This is a genomic window from Rhodococcus erythropolis R138, assembly GCF_000696675.2.
Classification (GTDB): domain Bacteria; phylum Actinomycetota; class Actinomycetes; order Mycobacteriales; family Mycobacteriaceae; genus Rhodococcus_F; species Rhodococcus_F erythropolis.
Map to the genome: position 1 here is coordinate 5,425,425 of NZ_CP007255.1, position 13,764 is coordinate 5,439,188.

15 protein-coding genes are annotated in these 13,764 nt (G+C 63.0%); 8 read left to right on the forward strand and 7 right to left on the reverse strand.

The window, feature by feature from the left end; translation table 11 throughout:
• Nucleotides 1-218 precede the first annotated feature (218 nt).
• The 3 genes from H351_RS24875 (at nt 219) to H351_RS24885 (ending at nt 2,219) form a co-directional block, all read left to right on the forward strand.
• Entirely contained in the window at nt 219-893 is a 675-nt protein-coding gene (locus H351_RS24875; protein ID WP_019749469.1) for a hypothetical protein, read from the forward strand.
• The gene (locus tag H351_RS24880; RefSeq protein ID WP_019749468.1) at nt 890-1,660 is read left to right on the forward strand and encodes a site-2 protease family protein; all 771 of its coding nucleotides are present in this window, start codon (nt 890-892) and stop codon (nt 1,658-1,660) included. The genes H351_RS24875 and H351_RS24880 overlap by 4 nt, the downstream gene beginning before the upstream one ends.
• 70 nt (nt 1,661-1,730) lie before the next feature.
• Nucleotides 1,731-2,219, forward strand: a complete 489-nt coding sequence (locus H351_RS24885; RefSeq protein WP_007726792.1) for a GNAT family N-acetyltransferase — start codon at nt 1,731-1,733, stop codon at nt 2,217-2,219.
• A gap of 97 nt (nt 2,220-2,316) precedes the next feature.
• On the opposite strand, the gene H351_RS24890 is transcribed toward H351_RS24885, so the two are convergent.
• Together H351_RS24890 and H351_RS24895 are read right to left on the reverse strand one after the other, a co-directional pair.
• Entirely contained in the window at nt 2,317-3,555 is a 1,239-nt protein-coding gene (locus H351_RS24890; RefSeq protein WP_059016373.1) for an HNH endonuclease signature motif containing protein, read from the reverse strand.
• Nucleotides 3,556-3,647: 92 nt separating this feature from the next.
• The gene (locus H351_RS24895; RefSeq protein WP_003944415.1) at nt 3,648-4,145 is read right to left on the reverse strand and encodes a winged helix-turn-helix transcriptional regulator; all 498 of its coding nucleotides are present in this window, start codon (nt 4,143-4,145) and stop codon (nt 3,648-3,650) included.
• A 58-nt stretch (nt 4,146-4,203) separates the two neighbouring features.
• On the opposite strand from H351_RS24895, the gene H351_RS24900 reads away from it, so the two are divergent.
• Together H351_RS24900 and H351_RS24905 are read left to right on the forward strand one after the other, a co-directional pair.
• Nucleotides 4,204-5,619 (forward strand): MFS transporter, encoded by a 1,416-nt coding sequence (locus tag H351_RS24900; RefSeq protein ID WP_029254758.1) that lies wholly within the window; start codon nt 4,204-4,206, stop codon nt 5,617-5,619.
• On the forward strand, nt 5,616-6,785 hold the full coding sequence (locus H351_RS24905) for a thiolase family protein (RefSeq protein ID WP_029254757.1): 1,170 nt from the start codon (nt 5,616-5,618) through the stop codon (nt 6,783-6,785). Before H351_RS24900 ends, H351_RS24905 begins: the two co-directional genes overlap by 4 nt.
• A 28-nt stretch (nt 6,786-6,813) precedes the next feature.
• Here H351_RS24905 and H351_RS24910 read toward each other — a convergent pair whose 3' ends face one another.
• Nucleotides 6,814-7,470: a class I SAM-dependent methyltransferase gene (locus H351_RS24910; protein WP_003944335.1), complete on the reverse strand. Its 657-nt coding sequence runs from the start codon at nt 7,468-7,470 to the stop codon at nt 6,814-6,816.
• A gap of 240 nt (nt 7,471-7,710) precedes the next feature.
• Between H351_RS24910 and H351_RS24915 the strand changes: the two genes are divergently transcribed.
• Nucleotides 7,711-8,652 (forward strand): DUF808 domain-containing protein, encoded by a 942-nt coding sequence (locus H351_RS24915; RefSeq protein ID WP_029254756.1) that lies wholly within the window; start codon nt 7,711-7,713, stop codon nt 8,650-8,652.
• Here the strand turns inward: H351_RS24915 and H351_RS24920 are convergent, their stop codons facing one another.
• A complete protein-coding gene (locus tag H351_RS24920) occupies nt 8,653-9,603 on the reverse strand; it encodes a helix-turn-helix transcriptional regulator (protein WP_029254755.1) in 951 nt (316 codons plus the stop codon).
• Nucleotides 9,604-9,667: 64 nt separating this feature from the next.
• Between H351_RS24920 and H351_RS24925 the strand changes: the two genes are divergently transcribed.
• A complete protein-coding gene (locus H351_RS24925; protein ID WP_029254754.1) occupies nt 9,668-10,132 on the forward strand; it encodes a pyridoxamine 5'-phosphate oxidase family protein in 465 nt (154 codons plus the stop codon).
• Here the strand turns inward: H351_RS24925 and H351_RS24930 are convergent.
• The 3 genes from H351_RS24930 to H351_RS24940 all read right to left on the reverse strand — a co-directional run bounded on the left by H351_RS24930 (nt 10,122) and on the right by H351_RS24940 (nt 12,691).
• Entirely contained in the window at nt 10,122-11,051 is a 930-nt protein-coding gene (locus H351_RS24930) for a cation diffusion facilitator family transporter (protein ID WP_019749454.1), read from the reverse strand. The genes H351_RS24925 and H351_RS24930 overlap by 11 nt on opposite strands.
• 91 nt (nt 11,052-11,142) lie before the next feature.
• A complete protein-coding gene (locus H351_RS24935) occupies nt 11,143-12,288 on the reverse strand; it encodes an FUSC family protein (protein ID WP_019749453.1) in 1,146 nt (381 codons plus the stop codon).
• Nucleotides 12,275-12,691, reverse strand: a complete 417-nt coding sequence (locus H351_RS24940; protein WP_003944361.1) for a DUF3151 domain-containing protein — start codon at nt 12,689-12,691, stop codon at nt 12,275-12,277. Before H351_RS24940 ends, H351_RS24935 begins: the two co-directional genes overlap by 14 nt.
• A 125-nt stretch (nt 12,692-12,816) precedes the next feature.
• Between H351_RS24940 and H351_RS32815 the strand changes: the two genes are divergently transcribed.
• Nucleotides 12,817-13,764 carry an Rv0361 family membrane protein gene (locus H351_RS32815; RefSeq protein WP_059016375.1) on the forward strand — a complete coding sequence of 316 codons (948 nt, stop codon included), beginning with the start codon at nt 12,817-12,819 and terminating at the stop codon, nt 13,762-13,764.

Here is a 13,764-nt window from a genome sequence, read left to right on the forward strand (position 1 = left end):
GCACATGATGCAGCGCCGAACTGTTGCAGTGACCGAAGGAGCAGTCTAGCCCAGAGCACCAGACCAGACCTGACGGTCCAGAATTTGGCCGGTGACCATCACGATTGCGAGTCGACACAGAGACTCGCACTAAGATCGTCGGCAGTGATTCGGACGGCCATTTCGGGGAAGGGTGGCGAGGTCCCACTACCCGAGAAGAAGTCTTGATCGAGCTAGGAGTGGCTTTGACCCCTGTGGTGCTCAAATGTGGCGATTCGCCGGTTCCACTCCCCCTGGGTGAACTCACGTCGTTCACTGTCCCTGAACTTCCGGAGAAGCAGGACTTCGACGAGGCCCTGTCCCAACTGCAGGTCGTCACGGAGCCTCGCTTGATCGTCGTGGGTAACGACGGCGCGTTTGCCGCGGCATTGACACGGTTGATGCGACTGGAGCGACTCAACGTCGAACTCGCCTACGTCACCGAGAACAGGTCCGACGCAACCGACGCGTACAAACTCGCAACCGGTGCCCGGGCTGCGCGCACGGCGTTGAAAGGCACAGTCCACACCGTGCCGCTCATTCGTGACGACGCCGGAATCGCGCTGGTCGGTGCGGCAACTGTCACGGGTCCGGCCGATGCCGCCGAATTGATCGGCGAGGCGTACGTCGACGACAACAAGCTGTTCTCCGGCACAGTCCCCGGTATCCGGATTGTGCCGAGCCCCAAGCTCCCCGGGATCAAGGCATCGGTCGACCGCAAGAGCCGCTGGAGCGGGCGACGCTGGCTGGAAGGCCGAGCGATTCAGCTGGGCTCGCCGGCAGCGCGTCTGGTTCGCGACGGGGTGGCCAACCCACGCGATCTCAAGCGTTCGACCTTCTACCGGCACGACAAGACTTGGTTGTTGGTCAGGTGAGAACCGGAGCAGCACGGTCCGCGGTTCGTCCGAGCCCTGTCTTCCTGGGCGTAGTTGCGATCACCGTCATCGCCGGAGTTGTCGCCTGGAACTCGACGTGGGGTTCCATCGCGGGCCGTGCGGGTGTTTTTGTCCTCGTGGTCGCCGGCTGGGTGGTCACGCTGTGCTTGCACGAATTCGCCCATGCATATCTGGCGTGGCGTCACGGAGACACCGACGTCGAGGCTCGTGGTTATCTGACGCTCAACCCGCTCAAGTACAGCCATCCGATGCTCTCGATCGGGCTGCCGGTGCTGTTCATCGCCTTGGGCGGCATCGGGCTTCCCGGCGGCGCCGTGTACCTGCGCACCGGGATGTTCCCGCCCAAGGTGCAGGCGCGAATATCGCTCGCCGGTCCGTTCACGAACGCCGTCGCCGCCGTGATCCTCCTCGTCGTCATACGTACGTACGGCTCATCGGCCGAGCATCTGACGTTCTGGGCCGGCCTCAGTTTCCTGGCCTTCTTGCAGGTCATGGCAACAGTTTTGAACCTACTTCCAGTCCCCGGTCTGGACGGTTACAACGCGCTGGAGCCCTACCTCGCGCCCAACACACGACACCAGCTCGACCAGTTCAAGCCGTACGGACTGCTCTTGCTGGTTGCGCTCCTGTTTGTCCCGCAGATCAATGTCGTCTTCTTCGATGCGATCTACTGGATCTTCGAACTGAGCGGTGTGTCCGACTACTACGCCATGCTCGGTAACGCCCTCATGCGTTTTTGGACGTGATCGAGTGCACTGGAGGAGACTCGTGAGAGTCTGACATTTCAGACATTCATTCTTCTTCAGGAGAGCATCGATGATTGCGACGTCATTTCAGTCCGGCGGAGTGGAGTACACCCTCACGCGGGCCGAGATTCGACACGTGGAAGCACTGATCGACTTGCTCGCCGACGACCCGATCGGGAGCACCCGGGAGACGACCAACCCCGAGGCCCGAACGATCTACGAGGACGCATTCAAGCGAATCGACGAGGATCCGGCGCAACTCCTCGTCACCGTTCTGGTCGGTGACGCGGTAATCGGCACCATGCAATTGACCTTCATTCCGGGTATGAGCCGAATGGGGGCGACACGACTGCAGATCGAAGCTGTTCGCGTCCACGAGGATTACCGGAGCAAGGGCATCGGCAGTTCGATGATCCGTTGGGCCTGCGAAGAAGGTGCCCGGCGCGGCGCGTTCCTGGCGCAGCTCACCTCGGATCAAACTCGCAAGGAAGCCCACGACTTCTACGAGCGACTCGGATTTGTCGCCTCCCACGTCGGGTTCAAGAAGTCGCTGAGCTGACACACAGCCACCCAGCCAACCACCCAGACTCCCAAACGCGGGCTCGAGCACCGGGGCATGGTTGTGCCCCGGTGCTCACGTCTCGAGTTATTTCACTTCAGGCTGCTGTCGGTGGGCTGTTCCCGCCGATCGGCTGCTGATACGGATCGATCGACATCGGTGGGTAGAACACCGTCTTCCGATCCGGGCCGATCTCCACCCGCCACTCCGTGTGGTGCATCGTCCGATGGTGATGACCGCACAACAAGACCAGATTGTCGAGATCTGTTGGGCCACCATCGTTCCAGTGAACAATATGATGAGCATCGCACCACCCCGACGGAGTCCCGCACCCTGGGAACGCGCACCCACCATCCCGAACTGCCAACGCCCGCCGCTGCGGCACCGTTGCTGTTCTCGCTTCCTTACCGCAGTCGAGCGGAACACCATTCTCGTCCAACAAGATCCGCGTCACGGTGCAGTCGCACGCCAGCATCCGGGCAGTGTCGATACTGATCGGGCCCACCCAATCCGTCCACGCAAACCCCAACTCCTCAGTGGACGGCAACAGGTCTTTCAGAACTTTAAGGTCCGTCATGTCCTTGGCCGATGCGGTGACCGTGATGTGTGGTTTCACGCCGCCCTCGATCGGACCCAACCCCGCCCGCTCGTACCGGCGCAACAACTCGCAAAACCCATCGGCCCGTCGTAATGCCGGCGTGCGGGTGTCCTTGACGCCGTCCTTCTCCGGCGTCGGAGCCGACAAACTCGACAACAACGTGATCAGACGCGCCCCGTTCACCGCATCCAGATCACCCTTCACAGACACACGCCCGTACAAGCCTTTCGAGGCGTAGAACTCGTTCCGTTCCGAATCCTCGCCGACCGGAACACCGTCCTCACGCTTGCCGTACTGCTTCTCGATCCGCCGAATCGCCGCCCGCACCGCATCACAATCCGCAATGTTCTTCGACGCCAACCCCAACAAGATCCCGCGAGCCTTCTCCACATCCGCCGGCGTCATGTTCTTCGGCGGATGCTGACAAAACGACGCCACCTGACGCGCTTTCAACGCATCCACATCACCACGATGAAACGCATCGCCCACAACAGGTTCGAGCATCAACAACCGCGCCAACCCGACCAGCAGACTGCACTCACCGATCTCCAAATTCGTCGAACCATGCAACCACTGAGCGATCGCCCGAAAACCCTTCCCCCCGAGAACCTCACGGGAAAACATCTCCACGATCAACAACACCATCCGCGACTGCAACTCGTGCCGGACACGCACCAGATCCAGAACCTCACCCTTGAGGCCCTCACCATCCAGCTGCCATGCTTCCCGACTGTTCATACCGAAAGTTTAATCGAACATACTTTCGATAACCAGAGACAAAACGGACAACTTCAAGAAGACCTACACTCGAGAGCTGTTGAGATGCATTGCTATTCGCGCAACCGCCGACGCGATTCGTTGACAGAGACTCGCAACTCCCCCAAAGGCACTTCACGACCCGACTCACTGCGCACCTCGACGCGAACACGCTCGCCAGTGGCGTCGTCCGCCACCTCCAACGGTCCGCCTTTTCCGCCGTGCAGATACTTGTCTCCCCACTGCATCAGCGCAAGAACCGCCGGCAGCAAGTCACGGCCCTTCTCGGTGAGCACGTACTCGTGCCGCGTCCGCTTTCCAGGCTCCTTGTACGGCACACGCTCGAACAGTCCCGCCTCAGTGAGTTCTTTCAGCCTTGCCGACGCAACCGCCTCGGTGATGCCGACTCGCGACGCGAAGTCGTCGAAACGCGTTGTGCCGTAATAGGCCTCTCGCAGAATGAGCATCGCGGACCGGGTGCCGACCACTTCCATCGCCCGCCCGATCGAACAGTGCGTGGCCCGCCAGGCGTCGCGATCTTCGAGCACTCCGGTCAGTCGTACAGCGTCCATGCAATTCACCATACCCCCTGGCTTGCCATAACCATAGCCAGAGTCTAGATTGCTGACTATGGAACTTCATAGCCAGCCAGTGCGGACTGGGCCGCTCCTCGCAATTCTGTCGGGAGCGCCGTTTGTCGCCAGCCTCGATCTTTTTGTGGTCAACGTGGCCTTCGGCGACATCGCCAAGAGCTACCCGGGCCACTCGCTCGGCGAGTTCAGTTGGATCCTCAACAGCTACGCGATCGTCTACGCCGCGCTGTTGATCCCCCTCGGACGCTGGGCGGACCGGATCGGGCACAAGCGCGCCTTCATCGCCGGCCTCGCACTGTTCACCCTCGCCAGCGCCGCCTGCGCTTTCAGTCCGTCATTGTGGGCACTGGTGGCATTCCGCATCGTTCAGGCAGTCGGCGCCGCAGCGCTCACCCCGGCCAGCCTCGGCCTCCTGATCAGTGCACTCCCGGCTGCGAAACGTCAATCCGGCGTACGCATCTGGGCGGCAGCCGGCGCGGCCGCTGCGGCATTCGGCCCCGTCGTGGGCGGCATTCTCGTCGAGGCGTCGTGGCGCTGGGTCTTCCTGATCAATGTTCCAGTCGGGATCGTATTGCTCTACTTCGCAGTCCGACTCGTCCCGGATACAACACACAAGGACTCCGATGCCGGGATCGACTTCGTCGGCGCCGCCCTCCTCACCGTCGGAATCGGCTCTCTCGCGCTGGCACTCGTCCAGGGACCTGATTGGGGATGGACCGACAACCGCGTTCTGATCGCCTTCGCCGTCGCCGTTGCGACCCTACTTTCGTTCTGGTGGAGCAACTCTCGCCATCGCACTCCGTTGATTGCTCCCGACCTTCTGAAGATCCGCTCCTTTGCCTGGTCCAACGTCACCGCCATCCTGTTCAGCGCGGCATTTGCTGCCGGACTGCTCTCGAACATCCTCTGGCTGCAAGAAGTTTGGGGATACTCGGCATTGCGCACCGGTTTCGCCGTCTCGCCGGGTCCGCTTCTGGTTCCGCTGTTCGCGATCGCCGGTGGATCGCTTTCGCGCAAGTACTCGGCGGGACGCGTCGCCGCACTCGGCAGCCTTCTGTGGGCAGTCGGAACGGTATTGGTCCTCGTCTCGGTTGATTCGACGCCCAACTACGCGACCGGACTACTGCCGGGCTGGATCATCGCCGGAATCGGTGTCGGCCTTGCCCTGCCGACCATTCTGTCGCAGGCCACGGCGGATCTTGCACCTGCCCGATCGGCCACCGGTAGCGCAATCGTCAGCATGAGCCGACAGATCGGAACCGTTCTCGGCGTGAGTGTTCTGATCGCGGTTCTCGGCTCCTCCGTCGACCCCGACACCTTCCGCCAGGCCTGGTGGGTGATCTTTGCCGTCGCGCTTGTGTCTGCCCTGGCATCGCTGGGAATGACGCCTGCGACCACACCCACCCCAGTTGTCCCTGCTGAATCCGCCATCCCTGAAAGGAATTTGTCATGAGAGACGCAGTTATCGTCGAAGCCGTTCGCACTCCGATCGGCAAGGGAAAGGCGAACGGCGCCCTGCACGGCATCAACGCCGTCGACCTCCTCGCCCACAGCCTCAAAGCGGTGGTCGAGCGCACCGGTATCGATGCCGCGCTGATCGACGACGTCATCGGCGGCGCGGTCAGTCAAGTCGGTGAACAGAGCCAAAATGTCACTCGCACTGCCCTTCTCGCCGCCGGCTACCCCGAGTCGGTACCGGGAACCACCGTCGACCGACAGTGTGGAAGTAGCCAACAAGCAGTTCATTTTGCTGCTCAGGGCGTTATTGCCGGCGCGTACGACATCGTTGTCGCTGCCGGAGTCGAGTCGATGAGCCGAGTCCCGATGGGCTCGAGCAGCGTCGGGCGCGAGTCACTCGGTGTAGGTTTCGAAGAGCGTTACCCGGACGGACTGGTACCGCAGGGCATCAGCGCCGAATTGATCGCTGCCAAGTGGGGACTGAGCCGCACCCAACTCGACGAGTTCTCGGCGTCAAGTCATCGGAAAGCCGCGCTGGCAACCGAGAGTGGTTACTTCACCAAGGAACTCGCCACGCTCCCGCAGCTGTCGGTCGACGAGGCCGTCCGCCCCGGTACCACGGTCGAGACCCTTGCCGGCCTACGGACCGCCTTCGAATCCGACTACTACGCCCAGCGATTCCCACAGATCGACTGGTCCATCACCGCGGGCAACAGCAGCCCGCTTTCGGACGGCAGTTCGGCGGTGATGATCACGACCAGTGAGATCGCCGCGAAACTCGGCCTCACCCCGAAGGCACGACTGCACAGCTTCGCTGTCGCCGGCGACGATCCGCTGTACATGCTCACGGCGGTCATCCCGGCCACCGAGAAGGTCTTGGCCCGTGCGGGGTTGACGGTCTCGGACATCGATCTGTTCGAGGTCAACGAGGCGTTTGCCCCCGTCGTCCTCTCGTGGGCAGCGGACACCGGCGTCGACCTGTCCAAGGTGAACGTCCACGGCGGCGCCATCGCGCTCGGCCACCCACTAGGTGGCAGCGGAACGCGGATCATGACCACCCTGGTCAACGCGATGGAGCAGCGCGGCGCGCGCTACGGACTCCAAACCATGTGTGAGGCAGGTGGGCTGGCCAACGCAACCATCCTGGAGCGCTTGGGCTGAGCGGTCACCGCTGGACGGCACTCGGACACTAGTGACCGAGTGCCGTCCATTCGGGATCCGGCTTGCGCGCAACGACCCGGAACACGATTCCACCCCGTCCACTGCGCTGCACCTCGTCGATCAGGAAGCCTGCGTTTTCGAGGTATCCGACCGGTTCGCGGGTGAGGTGATCGGCACCGAACCGTACAGAAAGCGGTTCGACGGCCTTCATCAGCGCCCGTACAACCGTGTTGGTGCTCGGCCCGTGCTCAGCGAGCACGAATCGACCACCAGGCACCAGCACTCGAAATGCTTCGCTGGCAACTCGGTCCGGATCGGGGATCGTGCAGAACGCGTAGGTGGAGACCAATGTGTCCACGCATTCGTCAGGAACATCGAGTGCTTGCACGTCTCCGAGTCGTAGGTCGACTTCGGTCTTCACTCCCTCGGAGACCTTGACCCTGGCCTGATCGAGCATCGCAGTCGAGATGTCCACGCCGATGACGTAGTCGACGTCGTCCCCGTAGAGCGGCAGGTTCAGCCCGGTGCCCACGGCAATTTCGACCACGCGCCCATGCGCCTGATCTACAGCCCATTTCCGGGCGTCACCGAGCACAAAGCGCTCGAAGCGCCCGATCTGTCGGTCGTAGTGCGCCGCCATTGCGTCGAAAGTCTTGGCGACCTGTGCAGTGTCTGGTTCACGCATAGTGCCCCGTTTCGATCGATCTTCTGTGCAGTCTTACACGCGAGCACCGGGTCGGGAAGACCTTTCGTGACGAAGAGCGACCGGCCGCGCGACGCAGTCCCTGACGGATGACCCCGGTATCGTTCCAGGTGACCTGACCTCACCAACGACCATCATGGATAGAGACCTCGTGCGATCAAGTAACTGCGTCACCGGATCGGTCCGGCCACCTTTTTCCACTGATTCCACTGGAGGTCTGTGATGGCCGGAGGACTCTTCGCCCTGCTCGACGACGTCGCAGCCCTGGCTCGTATGGCTGCCGCCTCGATCGACGACGTTGCCGCCGCAACCGGTAAGGCGACCGCCAAAGCGGCAGGCGTCGTCATCGACGACGCAGCCGTCACGCCGCAGTACGTCCGTGGGCTCGCGGCCGAACGCGAGTTGCCCATCATCAAGCGCATCGCCATCGGATCGCTGCGCAACAAGCTGCTGATCATTCTTCCGATCGCTCTGCTGCTGAGTCAGTTCCTCCCCTGGCTGCTGACGCCACTGTTGATGGTCGGCGGCTGTTACCTCAGCTACGAAGCGGTTCACAAGATCTGGGGTGCAATTTTCGGCCACGGCGACCACCACGAGACCGCTGACGAGCATCCCCGCGACGAAGAAGCAGTGGTTTCCGGTGCCGTCCGCACCGACCTGATCCTGTCCGCCGAGATCATGGTGATCGCACTCAACACCATCGCGGGCGAAGGTTTCTGGAGCCGGTTGGTGATCCTTGCCGTCGTGGCGGTCGTCATCACCGTGGTCGTCTACGGCGTCGTCGGACTGATCGTGAAGATGGACGACATCGGATTGAAGATCGCCGAGACGTCGTCTGGCTTCACCCACAAGGTCGGCCGAGGCCTCGTTCGCGGCATGCCTCACGTGATGTCAGTGCTCTCGGTGGTGGGTACCGCCGCGATGCTGTGGGTCGGTGGCCACATCCTGTTGGTCGGCATCGACGAACTGGGCTTCCACCCGCTCTACGACGCCGTTCATCACGGCGAAGAAGCAGTCAGTGACATCGCCGGAGTCGGCGGGGTACTGGCGTGGATCGTCAACACCCTTGCGTCGGCGGCACTGGGTCTGGTGGTCGGCGCCATCATCGTCGCAGCTCAACTGGGTATCACCCGCCTGCTCGCAAAGCGTTCTGCAACGGCCTAGTCACTTCGAGTTGTGGCGGAGCACCATCTGCTCCGCCACGGCGCGCAGTCCTTCACGCAACGACCGTGGCTCGAGCGCTTCGACGTCCGCTCCCAGACCGATCAACTGCGAGAGCGCGACAGCTTCGCTCTCGAGTTGCAGCTCGGCACTCACCCATCCGTCGTTGCCCTCTGGCCCCACTTCGACGGCAGCGGCAAGCTCGCCCACCACATCGGGGAGCCGGCGCCTGCCCTCTGGTGACAACCGCACGCGACACTCGAAGCGAAGCAGCGAACGGTCGAACTCGGCCATCGACGCCGCCCACCACGACGGCAGGTCGAAATCCACCGGCCGAGTGAACGAATCATCTTCTACCACGGCATTTTTGATGCGCCCGACTCGAAACGACAGCGTTCGACCGTTCATCCCCGCCACCAGATACCAAACACCGGCTTTGATGACCAGACCCAGCGGTTCGACCGTCCGCTCGCGATCGCGATAGGCGAAGCGCAGTCGACGCGAGTCCAGCACAGCGGATGTGACGATCGGAAGCGCAGAGATGTCGTCGACGCCGCCGAACCAACCCGGAACGTCCACGAGAATGCGGTCCTGCCACAGTCGTGCACTCTCGCGCAGGGGACCGGGCAGGGAGCGGAGCAGTTTGGCCCCCGCCGAACCGACGGCGTCGGATCGCCCGAGATCTGCAGCGATGGACGGCACGCCCAACAGCATGAGTGCGGACGTCTCGTCGTCGGTCATACCGGACAGCTTGGACTGCCAACCGTCGAGCAGACGGATGCCACCACCGGGGCCGCTCTCGGTCCAGATCGGCACGCCGGCAGCCGACAACGAGGCCACGTCGCGGTAGATCGTCCGCACCGAAACGCCGAACTCTTCGGCCAACTGATCGGCGATAACGCCGCGACTCCCCTGCAAACGCAGCATGAGTTGGAGCAACCGCGCGGATCTCATGGACCGAACATTACCGAGAATTACTGACAGAAGTTGTCAGGAATAGGAGTGCACAATGACCGTCATGGTCACTTGGAAGCAGTTCTCCGAAGAAGTACCCGCTCTTGCCGACGCGGTCCAAGCACGGTTCAAAGCCCACAAGCATCACGTCCTCGCAACGCTGCGCAAGGACGGTTCACCGCGCGTGAGCGGCACCGAAGTCGAAATCCTCGACGGGCGTCTGGTCCTCGGTTCGATGTTCGGCGCACTCAAGGCGAAGGATCTCATCCGTGACGGGCGCTACGCCCTACACAGCAATCCCGGTGAGCACACCATGGAGGGCGGCGATGCGAAGATCGCCGGAATCGCACGCGAGGTGACCGGCGACGAGTTCGAAGCCGTGCTCGCAAGCTACACCTACGAGGTTCCGAAACCCCTGCACCTCTTTGTCCTCGACATCGACGAGGTGGTGCACACGACGGTCGACGACGAGCACATGTACGTCGATCTCTGGAAGCCGGGCAAGGAGATCACCCGCTTCACCAAGTGACGTTCTTCTCGCAATGCTCGCCGTTGGCACACGATTCCACCTGAACGGTGGCGTGGGAAAGACCGTGACTCTCGAGGACGGTGCGCGCGGATTCCAGAACGTTCGACGAATTCGCGTCACTGGTCAGGTGGACCGTCGCGACATCCATGCCGGTGGTGAGCGTCCAGACGTGTAGGTCGTGAACACCCATCACGCTCGGCAGCGCCGCCAGGTCGGCCTCGACCGCTTCGACGTCGACGTCGGCCGGCGACGCCTGCGTCAGAATGCGCAGCGATGCTGCGGCCAGTTTGATCGCACGCGGCACCACCCACAGCGAGATGAGAACACCGACGACGACGTCCGCCCACGTCCAGTTGAACAGCAGGACAAGGCCACCGGCAATCAGAACTCCGACGCTACCGACGGCGTCTGCAAGCACTTCGAGGTACGCGCCACGCACCGCGAGGCTGTCCTTGGAATCGCCGCGCAGCATCAGCATCACGACAATGTTCGCGGCCAGACCGGCGGCCGCAGTGATGATCAGGGCGCCGCCCGGGATCTCGGGTTCGTTACCGATGCGGCCGATTGCCTCGTAGAAGACCCAGGCGGCGACGGCCAGCAGCATCACGGCGTTGGCCATGGCGGTCAGCACTTCGGCGCGGTGCCAACCGAAGGTCCTGGCCGCGGTGGTGCTGCCCTTCTTCGCGAGCAGCAAAGCCGTCAATCCCATGGCCATGCCCACCACGTCGGTGAGCATGTGGCCGGCGTCGGCAAGCAGCGCCAGCGAGTTGATCAGAATGCCGACCGTAGCTTCGAGTACGAGAAATGCAACGAGGATCGCAAGCGCGATCGCCATTTTCTTGATGCGTTGCGGTGACGGCCCTACTCCGACCGAATCTGCTGCCGAGTGGCCGTGTGAATGGCCGTGCCCTGCTCCCATTTGTCCTGTTCCCTCCCAAGTCCTTCTCAGAGCATATGCATACATTCGCATACATACAATGAGTTGCTCAGTGAGCGGGAAAAGGCAGAGGTCAGTGATCCGGCTCGTACGCCGGGTGCGGCACAGTGGGCGGCAGAGTGGCGATCGACGAGATGCGCTTCATGCCTGCTACCTGCAAGAGGTCGACGACCAGCGATCGAATCTGGGCAAACACCACCGTCGAGGACAGGCCCGCGTTCTCGACTATCGCCGGTTTCAGTTCCTTCGCCACCGAGCGCAGGACGCGCGCTGCCTCGGCCTGATCAGGCTGCTCACCCGGCTCCGCCAGGATCATGTCCTTGAGAACTTCGACGGCTTTCGACAAGCGCTCGACCTGAGCCACCAGACGAGGATCGAGGATCTCGTCGTCCCTGACCAACGTCAACGAACGACGCGCGAGCACTCGAATGTTGCGCATCGCGTTGTCGATGGGATCGGCTGTCGCCATGAGCCTTTCGAGGCGCGGTCGACTGTTCCAGTACAGCGGGGAGATTCGGCTGATCTCGCGCCCGCCGAGGAGGTTGCTGCGCAATCCGTCGATGGCACCCTGAGTTGCGCGCGCCTTCTGCAGCGCCTTCACGATCGGGTCCGGGTCGTTCGCGACGAGGCCGTCTGCCACCAATTGCAGTACCTCTGACGCTGTTCCGAGAATCGATGCAGCGTCCTTGCGTGCGCGTCGTACCGGGTGCGTGGGGATGATCGCGACCACCGCGATGCCCACCAAACCACCGACAAGGGCGTCGATCATGCGATCGGGCCCGCCACTGCCGCCCGGTGGGATCAGCGTCGCCACCAGCACGGCCGAGTTTCCGGCCTGCATGGAGAAGATCGGCCCACTGTTCAGTAGCACCGCGACGGACATCGCCAGCACGACAACCAAACTGATCTGCCAGGGTCCGCTCCCGATGCCGGAGATGATCAGGTCACCGATTCCGATACCGACCGTGACACCCGCAACCAACTCGAACGAACGTCGTAGTCGGGCGCCCAACGACAGACCGAGCGAGACCACGGCGGCAATCGGCGCGAAGAACGGCGCATGGTGCCCGATCACCGTGGTGGCAACCCACCACGCCAATCCGGCCGCCAAGGCACATTGAATGATCGGTAGCGCCGACGTCTGAAGCCGACGCACCGATTTGCGAGCCCGGTCCTTGATACCGGCCCGGCTCGGACGGAAACTGCTAACCGAGGCCAAGCGCTTCGGCGGCGTTGGGATCGCAGTCTTCGAGCAGATCTAGGCAACGCGCGTACTCGTCGGCCTCACCGATCGTCTTCGCGGCCTTGGCCAAGACAGCGACGCAACGGAGGAATCCGCGGTTCGGTTCATGGCTGTAGGGCACAGGACCGAAACCCTTCCAACCGTTACGACGCAGTTGGTCGAGTCCGCGGTGGTAGCCGGTACGCGCGTAGGCGTAGGCAGTGATGGTTTCGCCCTTGTCCAGGGCAGCCTCGGCGAGGTAGGCCCACGCGATGGAGGCAGTGGGATGGTCGGCCGCGACCTGGGCCGGGTCAGCGTGGTTGAGCAGTGCCGATTCCGCCTCGTCGTCGCCGGGAAGCAGAGTGGGCTTGGGTCCGAGCAGGTCACCGAATTGGGTCATGCGCTCATTGTGCCCGCTACGCCTTTCTGCCACAGGACCGCCTCGCCGACGGTCGGAGTTATGCCCGGTACATACCGGTCGTTACCCTGACATGGTCATTGCCGCATAAGACCGAAGGGTTACCCGTGCCGGACTCGAAAGACGACAACTCGAAAAAGAGCGCAGCCCCGAACGGTGCGCCCGAGAAGTCGGCCCCGACCGAACCTGCGACTGTGGCGATCCAGAAGGCAGACAAGAACTCGAAGGCGGACAAGAACTCGAAGGCGGACGGCGACGCCAAAGCCGCCAGCGCGCCAACCGTCGCGATCCCCAAGGCAACTCAGGCACCCACAGCAACACCAGCAGAAACACCGGCAGCAGCACCGACACCCCAGCCCAAGCCGGAGCCCGCCACCGTCGCGATTCCGAAAGCCGCGCAGCCGACACCGCCACCCCGGCAAGCTCCAACCCCGCCGCCACCGCCACAGCGCGCCGCGCCTCAACCGCCACAGCGCTCCGCGCCTCAACCGCCACAGCGCTCCGCGCCTCAACCGCAGCAGCGCGCCGCACCTCAACGTGTGGGTGTCGCAGCGACCCCACCGCCGGCCCAGCCGATGCCGACTCGCATCGAGCCTGCCGCGCCGGAAAAAACCAAGCGCAGCGGCAAGGGCTGGTACATCGCGGCAGCAGCGGCCGGCGTCGCCGTCCTCGCGGCCATCGGCATCGCAGTCTTCGTCTCGTCCAACAGCGGTAGCGGCGAAAGCTCACCTGAAGCCCAGGTTCAGACCGCCATCTCGACGTACGTCGATGCTCTTCAGACCGGCGATCTGGCGACGCTACGAACGTCGACGTGTGGGGCGCTGGGCGAGTACTACCGCACCATTCCGGACGCGGCGTTCGCTCAGGTCCACGACAATGCCGTCGCTCAGAAGACGATCCCACAGGTCGGAGCCGTCGATGCGGTGCGCATCACCGACGACACCGCGATCGCGCAGGTCCAGGCAAGTTTGCCGAGCACCGGCGAACAGTCGTGGCGCACGTTCGACCTCGAGCGCCAGGACGGCACGTGGAAAGTCTGCGATCCCAGCAAGTAA

Bases quoted from the DNA above. Each gene is read 5' to 3' on its own strand.
- H351_RS24895 (WP_003944415.1), bottom strand. From the start codon at position 4,145: ATGGACGCTGTACGACTGACCGGAGTGCTCGAAGATCGCGACGCCTGG.
- H351_RS24905 (WP_029254757.1), top strand. From the start codon at position 5,616: ATGAGAGACGCAGTTATCGTCGAAGCCGTTCGCACTCCGATCGGCAAG.
- H351_RS24890 (WP_059016373.1), bottom strand. From the start codon at position 3,555: ATGAACAGTCGGGAAGCATGGCAGCTGGATGGTGAGGGCCTCAAGGGT.
- H351_RS24930 (WP_019749454.1), bottom strand. From the start codon at position 11,051: ATGGGAGCAGGGCACGGCCATTCACACGGCCACTCGGCAGCAGATTCG.
- H351_RS24925 (WP_029254754.1), top strand. From the start codon at position 9,668: ATGGTCACTTGGAAGCAGTTCTCCGAAGAAGTACCCGCTCTTGCCGAC.
- H351_RS24910 (WP_003944335.1), bottom strand. From the start codon at position 7,470: ATGCGTGAACCAGACACTGCACAGGTCGCCAAGACTTTCGACGCAATG.
- H351_RS24920 (WP_029254755.1), bottom strand. From the start codon at position 9,603: ATGAGATCCGCGCGGTTGCTCCAACTCATGCTGCGTTTGCAGGGGAGT.
- H351_RS24915 (WP_029254756.1), top strand. From the start codon at position 7,711: ATGGCCGGAGGACTCTTCGCCCTGCTCGACGACGTCGCAGCCCTGGCT.
- H351_RS24885 (WP_007726792.1), top strand. From the start codon at position 1,731: ATGATTGCGACGTCATTTCAGTCCGGCGGAGTGGAGTACACCCTCACG.
- H351_RS24900 (WP_029254758.1), top strand. From the start codon at position 4,204: ATGGAACTTCATAGCCAGCCAGTGCGGACTGGGCCGCTCCTCGCAATT.
- H351_RS24940 (WP_003944361.1), bottom strand. From the start codon at position 12,691: ATGACCCAATTCGGTGACCTGCTCGGACCCAAGCCCACTCTGCTTCCC.